This is a genomic window from Desulfuromonas sp. DDH964, assembly GCF_001611275.1.
In the GTDB taxonomy this organism is placed as follows: domain Bacteria; phylum Desulfobacterota; class Desulfuromonadia; order Desulfuromonadales; family DDH964; genus DDH964.
Window position 1 is genome coordinate 1,823,841 of the sequence record NZ_CP015080.1, and the last position, 13,335, is coordinate 1,837,175.

General features: G+C 64.1%; 8 protein-coding genes. 6 read left to right on the forward strand and 2 right to left on the reverse strand.

Going from position 1 to position 13,335, the window contains the following annotated elements; genetic code table 11:
• The first annotated feature begins 207 nt into the window (after window positions 1-207).
• A complete protein-coding gene (locus tag DBW_RS08245) occupies window positions 208-2,205 on the forward strand; it encodes a methyl-accepting chemotaxis protein (protein ID WP_066726793.1) in 1,998 nt (665 codons plus the stop codon).
• Between the two features lie 130 nt (window positions 2,206-2,335).
• Here DBW_RS08245 and DBW_RS08250 read toward each other — a convergent pair whose 3' ends face one another.
• Entirely contained in the window at window positions 2,336-3,277 is a 942-nt protein-coding gene (locus DBW_RS08250; protein ID WP_066726795.1) for a cation diffusion facilitator family transporter, read from the reverse strand.
• Window positions 3,278-3,300: 23 nt separating this feature from the next.
• Window positions 3,301-3,819: a hypothetical protein gene (locus DBW_RS08255; protein ID WP_066726799.1), complete on the reverse strand. Its 519-nt coding sequence runs from the start codon at window positions 3,817-3,819 to the stop codon at window positions 3,301-3,303.
• A 180-nt stretch (window positions 3,820-3,999) separates the two neighbouring features.
• Between DBW_RS08255 and mutS the strand changes: the two genes are divergently transcribed.
• The 5 genes from mutS to DBW_RS08280 all read left to right on the forward strand — a co-directional run bounded on the left by mutS (window position 4,000) and on the right by DBW_RS08280 (window position 13,302).
• Window positions 4,000-6,621: a DNA mismatch repair protein MutS gene (mutS, locus tag DBW_RS08260; protein ID WP_066726800.1), complete on the forward strand. Its 2,622-nt coding sequence runs from the start codon at window positions 4,000-4,002 to the stop codon at window positions 6,619-6,621.
• Window positions 6,622-6,624: 3 nt separating this feature from the next.
• Entirely contained in the window at window positions 6,625-8,346 is a 1,722-nt protein-coding gene (locus tag DBW_RS08265) for an N-acetylmuramoyl-L-alanine amidase (RefSeq protein WP_066726801.1), read from the forward strand.
• 14 nt (window positions 8,347-8,360) lie between these two features.
• Window positions 8,361-11,045 (forward strand): [protein-PII] uridylyltransferase, encoded by a 2,685-nt coding sequence (glnD, locus tag DBW_RS08270; protein ID WP_066726802.1) that lies wholly within the window; start codon window positions 8,361-8,363, stop codon window positions 11,043-11,045.
• 135 nt (window positions 11,046-11,180) lie between these two features.
• Window positions 11,181-12,068 carry a site-specific tyrosine recombinase XerD gene (gene xerD, locus DBW_RS08275; protein WP_066726804.1) on the forward strand — a complete coding sequence of 296 codons (888 nt, stop codon included), beginning with the start codon at window positions 11,181-11,183 and terminating at the stop codon, window positions 12,066-12,068.
• A gap of 22 nt (window positions 12,069-12,090) precedes the next feature.
• Window positions 12,091-13,302: a cofactor-independent phosphoglycerate mutase gene (locus tag DBW_RS08280; protein WP_066726806.1), complete on the forward strand. Its 1,212-nt coding sequence runs from the start codon at window positions 12,091-12,093 to the stop codon at window positions 13,300-13,302.
• The last annotated feature ends 33 nt before the right edge of the window (window positions 13,303-13,335 follow it).

Sequence of the window (13,335 nt, forward strand, 5' to 3'; positions counted from 1 at the left end):
TTGACGATGGCTAATCAGCCCGTTACTGTACGCCAAGGATTTCGTGAATTCAGCCAGTTAAGGTTGACTGCCAGCCTTTTGCGAATGGAGTGGGCATGTCGCTGAATCACTCGGGGAAACAGTGCATGCGGCACCAGGGGGGCGCCCCCGTGGGTGCCTTTTTTTATTCCGGCAAAGTCTGACGACAGGGGAGAGGGAGAAGCCATTATGCGCTCAGGCCTGGAATTCGAACGCAGCTGGAGCTACGCCTTCTATGGCGTCTGCCTCGGTTTTCTGGCGCCGGTCGGCTGGATTGCCCTGCGCCTGATCCTGTTCCGCGATCCGTCGATCGGCCTGTTTGAGCAGATTTTCGACGATATCGTTCGCAGCGCCGAGAGCCTGGCCCTGTACGGTTACATGGCTGGCGGGACCGCGCTGGTTCTCGGCACCTTCGGCTATCTGATCGGCAGCGCTTCCCAGCAGATTCACGAGCGGGCGGCCCGTCTCGATGAGCTCAACACCACCGTTGCCACCCAGAAGGAAGAGTTCGAGCGCCGCTTTCGGGACCTCAATAACGGCATCAAGAACTTCCATGCCATCAACAACCACATCCAGAAGACCAGCGACCCGCGCCAGGTGATGCACCTTGCCGCGGATGGCCTCCATGAAATCCTCGGCTACGACCGGGTCAACATCCTCATGGTCAACAAGGAACGGGACTGCCTCGAATTTACCGCCAGCCGTGGCAGCGGCAATGACAACGTCAAGGGCCTGACGGTTCCCCTCGACGAACGGGGCGGCGCGCTCTTTCTCGCCGTGCGCGACCAGCGACTGCTGCTGGTCGATGACATCACGCGCTACCCGGACGAATTCCATCTCAAGGCCCCCTGTGACCGCATTGTCCAGCTGCGGTCACGCAGCTTCATCCTCTGTCCAATCATTGTCCGCGACGAAGTGGTGGGACTCTTCGGCGTCGACAACAAGATCAAGCGTAAAGCCCTCGACGATACCGATGTCGATACCGTCAAGCTTTTTGCCGACCAGGTCTCCTCGACCCTGACCAAGCTCGAACTGCTGCAGGCGGTCGAGACCCTGACCCGGGAGCTCGAAAAGACCTTTGCCGAACTGCTGCGCTACCGGGAAGAGCACGCGCGCTGTGACGAGTCGCTCTATCGCGCCACCTCGGCGACCGGCGCGTCGATTGCCGAAATTGTCCACGCCGCCGATGTCGTCCGCCACGCGGTTGACACCACCCGCTCGGCGGCGAGCGAAATTTCGGTCTCGATCGAACAGGTGAGCCAGAACCTCAACCAGCTCAACGATTTCATGGACCGTTCCATTTCGGCGATGACCGAAATCGGCAATACCATCAAGTCAGTGGAGGAGAACGGCGCCCGCTCCCACAGCATGTCGGAGACCGTGCGCCGCCAGGCCGAAGAAGGGCGCGCCGGGGTGTCCGATACCCTGGAGGGACTGCAGGGGATTGCCGGTTCGGTCGACGAGGCCGTAGCCGCCATCGATCGTCTGGCTGAAAAGAGTGAGGAGATCGGCACCATCACCGGGGTGATTACCGAAATCACCCAGAAGACCAACCTGCTTGCCCTCAACGCGGCCATCATCGCCGCCCAGGCCGGTGAAAACGGGCGCTCCTTCGCCGTAGTGGCGGACGAGGTGCGCAGCCTCTCCCAGGAAGCAGCCAATTCGACCGGGGCGATCACCGCCATTGTCGAGGAGATCCAGTCCTTCACCCGGGAGACTGTCGACCATATCGGCCAGACCCGCAGCCTGGTCAGGCAGGGGATCGATAAGGGGAATGACCTGGAAATTTCCCTGCAGCAGATCCTGCAATCTTCCGAGCAGGCGATGCTCATGGCCCAGGATATCCGCAAGGCGACCCGCGAGGTATCCAAGGCGGTCGAGTCGGTGAGCCAATCGATCGAGGATCTCGGCGAAATGTCTTCCCAGGTCTTTGTCGCCTCCCGGGAGCAGGCCCAGGGGACCCGCAGCATTGTCAAGTCGATCGAAGAGGTCGTGACCATGGCCGACGACATGGCCGAGGCGACCACCCGGCAACAGCAGTCGACCCGGGATATCGAAGCGGCGGCCCGGGTGGTCACCGGCATGGTCGGGCGGATATTCCAAGCGATGGAAGAGCGCCAGGCCGGCAGCCGCGAGGTCTTCGAGCGGCTGGAAAAACTGAAGGCCGTGGACAGCAGGGGCGCCTAAAGCAGATTCGGGGCAGGGTGCCGGGCCGCAGCAGGCAACCGGAACAGTAACCAGAAAGACCGTCGGGCGCGCGTGAACGCCGGGCGGTCTTTTTTTGTAGTCAGGAAGGGGGGAGGATGCTGCGTTGAGTTCAGGAGGCGGCCTGATCATCCTCGTCCAGGCGGGTCGAGTCGCTGGGACAGTCTTCGCGCCCGGGGCAATGCTCGCGCCGGCAGGGCTCGATGTGGATGGTGACATCGGCCCCCTGGATGTCGGCTTCGATGCGCTTTTCGAGGTGATCGGCAATGCTGTGTGCCTCTTCCACCGAGAGGTGCTTGCAGACAGTGAGGTGGAAATCCATGATCTTCTGCGAACCGGCGCGCCGGGTGCGCAGGTTGTGGTAGCCGGTGATGTCATGCTCGTGAGCCTGGATCAGGCGGTCGACCTCGTCACGTACCACCGCAGGCAGCTCCTCGTCGAGGACGTCGCGCAGGCCCTGGCGGACCAGGCGCAGCGCTTCGAAGAGGATATAACAGGCGATGAGAATGGAGAGGACCGGGTCGAGCCAGGGGATGGCGACAAAGCGGATAAGGATCAGGCCGAGCATCAGGCCGAGGTTGGTGTAAACGTCCATGGCGAAGTGGAGCGAATCGGCCTGCAGCGCCGACGAGTCGGTCGCCTTGGCGACCCGGCGCAGGTAGCGACTGATCAGGACCGAAGCGATGGTTCCGATCAGGAGGACGACGATGCCGCTGTCGATGCGGGTGAGGGTCACCCCGGCGCGCAGCCGGGAGATCGACTCGGCGATGATCCAGATGCCCGAGCCGGCGATCACCAGCGACTGGATCATCGTCGCCAGGGTTTCGTACTTGCCGTGGCCGAAGGGGTGGTTTTCGTCGGCGGGCTGTTCCGCCTGGCGGATGGCGAGAAAGTTCACTCCGGACATCAGGATGTCGAGCAGGGAGTCGATCGCCGAGGAGAGGACCGCCATCGAGCCGGTCATGACGCCGGCGACCAGCTTCAGGATGGCGAGGCTGGTGGCGGTGAGAATCGAGATGCTGGCAGCGCGGATTTTTGCCGAGAGCTGGGCCATGCGTAGTCTTCCCGGTGGTCGGTTCAGTCGCCGACCGGACAGGCCCGGTCCCAGCGGCTGTAGCCGTCGTTGTCGATAGCCCAGAAGGCGTCGATGCGCCCGCGAAAGAATTCGACGTCTCTGGCCTGGTTTTGCATTTCGGTTGCCAGGGTCGGCGGAACCAGTCCCTGTTCGGCCAGGTAGTGATAAAAGACCGTGACCCCCTCGAGGATGGCGCAAAGCTCCTTCAGGTTCGGTTCGAGGTTGCGCACGATGTACCAGTTGCCGGCAAACTGCCGCAGGCGTTGCGGCTGCAATTGCAGGATGTTCTCGCGGCGATCGCCGATGACGAATTCGCGCAGAAAGTAGTCGGCGCCATGGGCGAGGGCGCCGGCTGCGGCCGAATCGAAGTCGCCGGCGGCGACCAGGTCGGAAGCGAAACGGAGCAGCAGCTGGTGGCAGAAGCGGTCGGCGCGAATTTCATCTTCAAGGGTGGTGATACTGAAGACACTTTCCGGGAAGGCTTCGCTCAGCGGCAGATCGGTGGGGAGGGAAGACGGCATGAAGAGCTCCTTAAATGGGGCCTTTCTTATCACTCTGGCGCCTCCCCGTCAAGGATATACCTCTCCTGGCCGGGTTGGGAGGCGTTCCCCTTTACCTGTTTACAGAGGGGTGTGGCGTTTGTTAACATAACGCCCATTTCGAACCTGCCGAGACCGGCTCCTTCCCGCGAGGATTGCTGCATGAACGCCCCCACCCCGATGATGCGTCAGTACCTGGAGATCAAGGCCGATTACCCTGACGCCATCCTCTTCTTCCGCCTCGGGGACTTCTACGAGATGTTCCTGGACGATGCGGTGACGGCGTCACGGGTCCTCGACATCACCCTCACCTCCCGCAACAAGGGGGCCGCCGACGAGGTCCCCTTGTGCGGCATCCCCTACCACAGCTGCCAGCCCTATATTGCTCGTCTGGTGGAGAATGGCTACAAGGTCGCGGTCTGCGAGCAGGTCGAGGACCCGAAGAGTGCCAAGGGGATCGTGCGCCGCGAAGTGGTGCGCGTCGTTACCCCCGGCCTGGTGGTTGACAGCGACACCCTGCGGCCCAAGGAAAACAACTACCTCGCTGCCGTCGCCGGCGCTCCCGGAGGGCGTTGGGGGGTGGCGGTCCTCGATATCACCACTGGTGAATTCCGCGCCACCGAGGTGGCCGGGGAGGGCCCCCTGCGCAGCGAGCTGGCCGCCTTCAACCCGCGCGAGGTGCTCGTTGCCGCCGCCGAGGACGGCAGTGCCTTGCCGCCGGTGCTGGCCGAACTGCCGCCGGAGGTGGTGGTCAACCGGCTGCCGGCCTGGGTCTACGAACCGGACCGGGCGGCGGAACAGATTCGGCGTTTCTTCGCCTGCGCCAGCCTCGAGTCCTTCGGCTGCGCCGAGCTGCCGTTGGCGGTCGCCGCCGCCGGGGCGGTCCTGCATTACCTGGAGCTGACCCAGAAGCAGGGGGTCGCCCATGTCCGCACCCTGCAGACCTACCACAGCCGCGATTTCATGGTGCTCGATGCCGCCACCCGGCGTAATCTCGAACTGACCGCCACCATCTACGACGGCAGTCGCAAGGGCTCGCTGCTCGGGGTCCTCGACCGCACCCTGACCGCCATGGGGGGGCGCAAGCTGCGGCATTGGGTGCATCACCCGCTGGTTGCGGTTGAGCCGGTCCGGCGCCGCCACCAGGCGGTGACCGAACTGGTCGAGCAGTCGCTGCCGCGCCTTGAGCTGCGCCAGGGACTTGACGGCGTCTACGATCTTGAACGTCTCAGCGCCCGCATCAGCATGGCCAATGCCAACGCCAAGGACCTGGCCGCCCTGCGCAGCTCGCTGGAGCGGCTGCCGGCGCTGCGCGATACCCTGCAGGGGCTGGCCAGCCCACTGCTGGCGGAACTGGTGGCGGCGATCGATCCCCTTGAGGATGTCGCCGCGCTGATCGCCGCCGCCCTGGTCGAAGATCCCCCCTTCGTGCTGCGCGAGGGGGGGCTGATCCGCGACGGCTTCGATCCCGGCCTCGATGAGCTGCGGACCATCGCCCGGGAAGGGAAGGGGTGGATCGCCCGTCTCGAACAGGAGGAGAAGGTGCGCACCGGCATCTCTTCTCTCAAGGTGCGCTACAACAAGGTCTTCGGCTATTACCTCGAAGTGACCCGCAGCCACCTCGACAAGGTTCCCGACGACTACCAGCGCAAGCAGACCCTCGCCAACGCCGAGCGCTACATCACCCCGGCGCTGAAGGAATACGAGGAGAAGGTCCTCGGCGCCGAGGAGCGCCTGGTCGAGCTCGAGTACGACCTCTTCCAGCAGTTGCGCCAGCAGGTCTCGGCCCAGGCCGAACGGATCCAGCGCACCGCCGACGCCCTCGCCAGCTGCGATGTCCTCGCCGCCCTCGCCGACCTGGCCCATGAACGGAACTATGTCTGCCCGCAGATCGATGGCGGCGACCAGCTGGTGATCGTCGAAGGACGGCATCCCGTCATCGAAACCATGTCCCTTGGCGAACGTTTCGTCCCCAACGACGTCGACCTCGACAGCGGCGAAAACCAGTTGCTGATTATCACCGGTCCGAACATGGCCGGCAAGTCGACCTTCATGCGCCAGGTGGCGCTGATTACCCTGATGGCACAGATGGGGAGCCTGGTGCCCGCCAAAGAGGCACGGATCGGGCTGGTCGACCGCATCTTTACCCGCGTCGGCGCCAGCGACAACCTCGCCCGCGGCCAGTCGACCTTCATGGTCGAGATGACCGAAACCGCCAATATTCTCAACCACGCGACGCCGAAAAGCCTGATCATCCTCGACGAGATCGGGCGCGGCACCTCGACCTTCGACGGTGTCAGTATTGCCTGGGCGGTGGCAGAGTACTTGCACGACCATGCTCCGGTGGCGGCGCGCACCCTCTTCGCCACCCATTACCACGAGCTGACCGAACTCGCCGTGACCCGGCCGCGGGTGCGTAACTACAACATCGCGGTCAAGGAGTGGAACGACCAGATCGTCTTCTTGCGCAAGATCGTCAAGGGGGGCGCCAGCCACTCCTACGGTATCCAGGTCGCCCGCCTTGCCGGTCTCCCCGAGGAGGTCATCGCCCGCGCCCGCGAGATCCTGCGCAACCTCGAAGCAGGGGAATTCGTCGGCGAAGGGGAACCGCGTCTGGCGCGCAGCCGGCGCCCCGGGCGGCAGGCCACGCCGTCGCCGCAGCTCTCCCTCTTTGCCGCCGCGGGACCCGACCCGCTGCGCGAACGCCTCGAGTGCGTCGACGTATCGGTAGTGACGCCCCTTGAAGCCCTTAATCTCCTAGATGAACTGAAGAGACTGGTATAGCCAATGCCTTTGGTCCGCTCGCTGACGATACTGCTGCTCCTCTTCACCCTGGTGGCGCCGTGCCAAGCCGCCACCAGCGCGGCGGACGCCTATGGGGCGGCCCGCAAGTCGTACCAGCGCCTCCAGGATTCCCCCAAAAAACAACGCTATCGCGACCAATGGCAACGGGTGATCGATGCGTTTCTGGCCATTCCGCAGCGTTATCCCGATGCCGACGAGGGGGCGCGCGCCCTCTACCTGGCGGGTAAAGCGAGCGAGGGGCTCTATGACGTTTCGCGCATCGGCAGCGACGCGCGCCAGGCCGTCGCTCTCTACCTGCGGCTGGTGGCGGAATACCCGCGCAGCTCTCTGGCCGACGACGCCTTGTTGCTGGCCGCTGAAATCTATTCCGCTACGCTCGCCGATCCGGCCGCGGCGGCGCGCCTCTATCGGCAGATTCTGGCCGACTATCCGCAAGGCGACATGGTAGCCAAGGCGCGCCAGGCCTGCCGGGAACTGGACGGCTGCAGCGACCCGGCCCCCGCCGCGGTCAAAACGGCCACCCCTTCCGTGGCGGTGGTCGGCGGCAGTGCTGGCGCTGAATTGACCGGGGTGCGTTTCTGGTCCAACCCCGGGTATACCCGGGTGGTGCTCGATCTCTCGGCCCCGGTGCAGTTCCTCTCCAACCTCCTCGCCGGCAATCCCGGCAAGGGAGTGACGCCGCGGCTCTACGTCGACCTGGTCGGAACTGTCCCGGCGTCCGGTCTGAACGACACCACCAGCGTCGATGACGGCCTGCTGAAACAGATCCGCTCCGGCCGTCCCGCTGAAGAGCGGACCCGGGTGGTCCTCGACCTGGTCAGTTTCAAGGACTACAAGGTCTTCCCCCTCGACGACCCCTTCCGTATCGTCATTGACGTGATCGGCGATGGTCCGATCCTGGAACCGAACCGCCCCGCCCTTGGTCCGCTGCCGGCCGATGACGGCATCTCCAGGATCCTCGAAAATACCCCGGTCGAGCGTCCCGTCAAGCTGCATATTCCGCAGAAAGGGAACAACGCCCTGCGCCGCATCGTCGTCGATGCCGGTCATGGCGGCAAGGACCCCGGCGCCGTCGGGCCCGGCGGATCCCTGGAGAAGGACGTGACCCTCGCCCTGGCCCGGGAGCTAGCCCGCCGCCTCGAAAAGGACCTCGGTTGCGAAGTGGTGATGACTCGTGACGGCGATGTCTTTCTCCCCCTTGAGGAACGGACCGCCATTGCCAACAAGGTCGGCGCCGACCTCTTCATCTCCCTGCACGCCAATGCCAGCACCAAGGGGAGCGTCTACGGCATCGAAACCTACTACCTGAACTTTTCCAAGAACGACCAGGCGGTAGCGGTGGCGGCCCGGGAAAACGGAACCTCCCTCAAACAGGTCGGCGATCTCGAACTGATCCTGTTCGATCTGATGGCCAACTCCAAGATCAACGAGTCGAGCCGCCTGGCGGCGGAGATCCAGAACTCCCTGGTGGCGGGCCTCACCCGCAACTACCCCTCCATTCGTGACCTCGGCGTGCGCCAGGGACCCTTTTACGTCCTGCTCGGCGCCACCATGCCATCGGTCCTGGTCGAGAGCGCCTTCATCAGTCACCCGCGGGAAGAGTCCCGCCTTAAGGATCCAGCCTTTCGCGCCCGCACCGCCGATGCCATTGTTCGCGGTGTCCGCAATTACGCCACCGCTCTGAAGATGATTGCCGCCCAATGAAAGCTGAGCCTGGTATGCAGACCGAACCCTTCTTCTCCCGTGAGCTTTTGACCGATCCGGCGCTCCCCTACGAGGAACGCCGGGCCCGCCTGCTCGAGGCTTCGCGCAAATTTCTCGACCATCACCTCGAACAGATCCGTCAGCGTCACCGCAGCGGCGAGAGCGGCCGTCGCATCGTCGGCAGCCTCACCTCGCTGGCCGATACCCTGATCCGCAACCTCTATCGCAGCGTCTCCGCCGATCTCCCCGAGGCCGGCCAGGGATCCTGCACTCTCATTGCTCTTGGCGGCTATGGCCGTGGCGAGCTCAACCCGCGCAGCGACATCGACCTGATGTTCTACTACAGCGGCAAGGATCGCCCTTACGCCGAGAAGATTTCCGAACGCATGCTTTACCTGCTCTGGGACCTCGGCGTCGAAGTCGGTTACAGCGTGCGCACCGAGAAGGATTGCCTGGAGATGGCCGAAAAGGACATCACCGCACGCACCGCCCTGCTCGATTCCCGTTACCTGGTTGGCGACGAGATCCTCTTCCAGGCGTATGAACGCAGCGTCATGACGGCGATTCTCGGCCGCAATACCCCGGGCTTCATCAAGGAGAAACTGGAGGAAAATCGGCGTCGCCTGCAAAAATACGGTTCTTCGGTCTTTCTCCTCGAACCGAACATCAAGGAAGGGGAGGGGGGCCTGCGCGACCTGCATACCGCCCTCTGGATCGCCCAGGTCAAGTTCAAGGCCCGCTCCCTGCGTGACCTGATCATCAAGGGGGTGATGACCGAGCAGGAGGGGGCGAGCTTCGAGGCGGCCCTCGATTATCTCTGGCGCATTCGCAACGAGCTCCATTTCCTCTCGCCGCGCAAGAACGAGCAGATCAACTTCGAGCAGCAGGAGAAGATCGCCGCCTTCCTCGGTTACCAGGACAACCGCAAGGCTCCGGCCGTCGAACAGTTCATGCAGGACTACTACTCCCATGCCACCCAGGTCGAGCACATCGCTTCGCTGCTGATCACCAAGGCGACCCAGCAGGAGGAATCGGGACTGCGCCTCTTCGGTTATCTCAAGCGGCGCGCCGTGGCCGATGGTTTCTACATCCTGCGCGGCGAGCTGCGGCTGACCCGGGACGATCTTTTTGAGAAGAACCCGGCGGCGATGATGACGGCCTTCCAGCTCGCCCAGCACCATGGGGTGAAGCTCGCCGTCCCCCTCAAGGGGCTGATCCGCGACAACCTGCACCGCATCAACGACCGCATCCGCCGCAGCCGCACCATGAGTGAGGGGTTCCTCGAGATCCTGCGGCAGCCGCGGGGACTGGGGCGAATCCTGCGCGACATGCATCACCTGCAGTTCCTCAACCGCTTTATCCCCGAATTCGAGCGCATCTACTGCAAGGTCCAGCATGACGCCTACCACATCTACACCGTCGACATCCATACCCTCTTTGCCATGGAGGAGATCGCCAAGCTCTGGCTCGGGGAGTACCGCGAAAAGAAACCGCTGCTGACCCAGGTCGCCAACGATATCGAAAAGAAGGAGCTGCTGCTACTGGCGGTGATGTTCCACGATATCGGCAAGGGGGAGGGGAAGGATCACTCCAACAAGGGGGCCGACATGGTGCCGACCATCGCCCGCCGCCTTGGCCTTAACAAGGAGGACAGCCTGCGCCTCGAGTTTTTGGTCCGCAATCATCTGCAGATGGCGCACATCTCCCAGCGCCGCGACCTCCATGATGACAAGCTGATCATCCAGTTCGCCCGCACCATGGAGATGAGCGAAAACCTCAGGATGCTCTTTCTGCTTACCTTCGCCGACATCAAGGCAGTCGGTCCCGATGTCTGGTCGGAGTGGAAGGGACTGCTGCTGCAGGAACTCTACGAGAAGGCCTACGAGGTGCTGGAGCGGGGCAATTTCCAGCTCGAGAAGCGCTCGGAGAAGCTGCGCAACCGTCGCCGCAAGGTGCTGGAGCGGCTCAGCGACGAGTTCGACAGCCGCCAGGTCAAGGAACTGGTCGCCTCCCTCGGTACCCGCTACCTGATGTCCTATCGCTCCCAGGGGATCGCCGAACACCTGCGGGTGCTGCTCGGGCGCGGTGAAAAGACCGTGGCGCTCAAGGTCGAGCAGGTTGCCGAGGCCGATTTCACCCAGGTGACGATCACCACCGTCGACATCCCCGGCCTCTTCTCCAAGATCGCCGGGGTGATGGCGGCCAACGGCATCAACATTCTCGGGGCGCAGATTTTCACCACCGGCAACGGCATCGCCCTCGATATTCTCCAGGTCCTCAGTGCCGGCGGCGAGCGCATCACCTCCGCTGACAAGTGGGCGCGTTTCGAGGCCGACCTGACCGCCGTCATCGAGGGGCGGGCCCGGGTCGACGACCTGGTGAAGAAGCGGCACCGGCCGAGCTACCTTTCCGAACGTCCGCTCCCCAGGCATCCCAACCGGGTCGAGATCGACAACGAGATTTCCGCCGAATACACGGTCATCGATCTCTTCGCCCGCGACCAGGTCGGCCTCCTCTACCGCATTACCAGGACCCTCAAGGAACTCGGGCTCTACATCGGGGTTTCGAAGATCTCGACCAAGGTTGATCAGGTCACCGACACCTTCTACGTCCAGGATATTTTCGGCCAGAAGGTGATCGCCGAGGAGAAACTACGGGAAGTGCGGGAAAAGCTCCTGGCGTGCCTCGACGAGGAGTGAAGCCCGGGTGTTGCGGTTTCGCGGGCTCAACCCAACCTTCACGATTTCACATGGGATCCGTAGGTTGGGTTGAATGGAATGAAACCCAACAAGGGCCAGGGTGCCGTTCCATTTCTGCTGATGGAGTAATAGGTTATGAATGAATTCCTTGATCTCTTCCTCAGCTATCTGACGGTGGAGCGGGGGCTCTCCCGCAACACCCTCGACGCTTATGGCCGCGACCTCGCCCGCTACCTCGACTTTCTCGAACGGGAGGGGATCGGCGCACCGGCGGCGATCACCCCGCCGGTGATCCTGCGCTACCTTGCCCACCTGCGCGCCGGCGGTCTTGCCGCGCGCAGCCGGGCGCGGGCCCTGGTGGCGCTGCGCATGTTTCACAGGTTCCTGCTCAGCGAAGGGTACGCCGAGCGCAACCCGACCGCCCTGGTCGAAGCGCCGAAGAGCCTCGCCGCGCTCCCCCACACTCTCAGCCCCGGCGAGGTCGAGCAGCTGCTGGCGGCGCCGCGCGGCGCCGCGCCGCTCGCCCTGCGCGACCGGGCGATGCTCGAGGTTCTCTACGCTACCGGCCTGAGGGTCTCCGAGCTGGTCGGGCTCAAGCAGTCCGACCTGCAGCTTGATGTCGGCTACCTGACCGCCTTTGGCAAGCGCAGCAAGCAGCGCATCGTCCCCCTTGGCGAGACCGCCATCAGCGAATTGCGCAGTTACCTGGCCGATGGCCGGCCCCTCCTCGACAAGGGGAAGGGGGGGAAGCTCCTCTTTCTCAACCGCCTCGGCCAGGGGTTGACACGCCAGGGCTTCTGGAAGATTATTAAGCGCCGCGCCCGGGAGACCGGGATCGGCAAGAAGATCACCCCGCATACCCTGCGTCATTCTTTTGCGACCCACCTGCTCGAGAATGGCGCCGATCTGCGGGCCGTGCAGAGCATGCTCGGCCACGCCGATATCTCGACTACCCAGATCTATACCCACGTGACCCGCGAGCGCCTGCGCCGGCTCCATGAACAGCACCATCCACGGGGCTAAAGCGGCGATCCGAGAGGAGTTTATGAAATACGTCATTCTGCTCGGCGACGGCATGGCCGACGAACCGCTCGAAGAACTCGGCGGCCTCACCCCGCTGCAGCATGCCAGGACCCCGCGCATGGACGAGGTTGCCCGGCGCGGCGTCATCGGCCTTGCCGAGACGGTCCCGGAAGGCTATCATCCCGGCAGCGACGTCGCCAATCTCTCGGTTTTCGGCTACGATCCCGCGACCTGTTACAGCGGCCGTTCGCCGCTGGAGGCGGCGAGCATGGGGGTCGAGCTCGGGCCGGACGATGTCGCCTTTCGTCTCAACCTGGTGACCCTCACCGCCCAGTACGGCCACCTCTACATGGAGGACTTCTCCGCCGGGCACATCACCACCGCCGAAGCCCGCGAGCTGATCGAGTCGTTGCAGCAGGAACTTGGCGATGAGCGCTTCAGCTTCCATGCCGGCGTCTCCTACCGGCATCTGCTGGTCTGGCACGGCGGCAAGGACGACCTGACCTTTACCCCGCCCCACGATCTGACCCACCAGAGCGTCTCCGGCCACCTCCCCCGTGGCGACGGGGCCGACGAGCTGATCCAGCTGACGACCTCGGCGCAGATGCTCCTCAATGCCCACCCGGTCAACCTGCGGCGGCAGAAGGCGCGCCTGCCGGTGGCCAATTCGATCTGGCTCTGGGGGCACGGCCGGGCGCCGCGCATGGCGACCCTGCAGGAGAAGTTCGGCCTCACCGGCGCGGTGATCTCCGCCGTCGACCTGATCAAGGGGATCGGCGTCTACGCCGGCCTCGACGTCATCGAAGTCCCCGGCGCCACCGGCTACATCGACACCAACTACCGCGGCAAAGCCGAGGCGGCCCTCGACGCGCTCAAGAGCCGCGACTTCGTTTACCTCCACGTCGAAGCCCCTGACGAGGCGGCCCACGCCGGCAACCTCGACGACAAGCTCAAGGCGATCGAGGATTTCGACGCCCAGGTGGTCGGCCCGGTTCTCGACGGCCTGCCGGCCCTCGGTCCTTTCCGGGTCCTGGTCCTCCCCGACCACCCGACCCCGGTCAAGCGCATGACCCACACCCTCGGCCCGGTCCCCTTCGCCCTCTACGGCAGCGGCGGTGAATTTGTCGCCGCGACGCCGGCGAGCGGCTACGACGAGGTTGCGGCCGCCGCCTCCGGGCTCAGTATCGACGCCGCCTGGCGGCTGCTGCCGGGGATGGTCGCCGGCAAGCTCTGAGCGGCCGGGACCTGTACCATGATCCGCACATTT

What these genes read in the sequence shown, in the direction of transcription:
- DBW_RS08255 (WP_066726799.1), bottom strand. Translation starts at nt 3,819, where the DNA reads ATGCCGTCTTCCCTCCCCACCGATCTGCCGCTGAGCGAAGCCTTCCCG.
- glnD (WP_066726802.1), top strand. Translation starts at nt 8,361, where the DNA reads ATGCAGACCGAACCCTTCTTCTCCCGTGAGCTTTTGACCGATCCGGCG.
- xerD (WP_066726804.1), top strand. Translation starts at nt 11,181, where the DNA reads ATGAATGAATTCCTTGATCTCTTCCTCAGCTATCTGACGGTGGAGCGG.
- DBW_RS08265 (WP_066726801.1), top strand. Translation starts at nt 6,625, where the DNA reads ATGCCTTTGGTCCGCTCGCTGACGATACTGCTGCTCCTCTTCACCCTG.
- DBW_RS08250 (WP_066726795.1), bottom strand. Translation starts at nt 3,277, where the DNA reads ATGGCCCAGCTCTCGGCAAAAATCCGCGCTGCCAGCATCTCGATTCTC.
- mutS (WP_066726800.1), top strand. Translation starts at nt 4,000, where the DNA reads ATGAACGCCCCCACCCCGATGATGCGTCAGTACCTGGAGATCAAGGCC.
- DBW_RS08245 (WP_066726793.1), top strand. Translation starts at nt 208, where the DNA reads ATGCGCTCAGGCCTGGAATTCGAACGCAGCTGGAGCTACGCCTTCTAT.
- DBW_RS08280 (WP_066726806.1), top strand. Translation starts at nt 12,091, where the DNA reads ATGAAATACGTCATTCTGCTCGGCGACGGCATGGCCGACGAACCGCTC.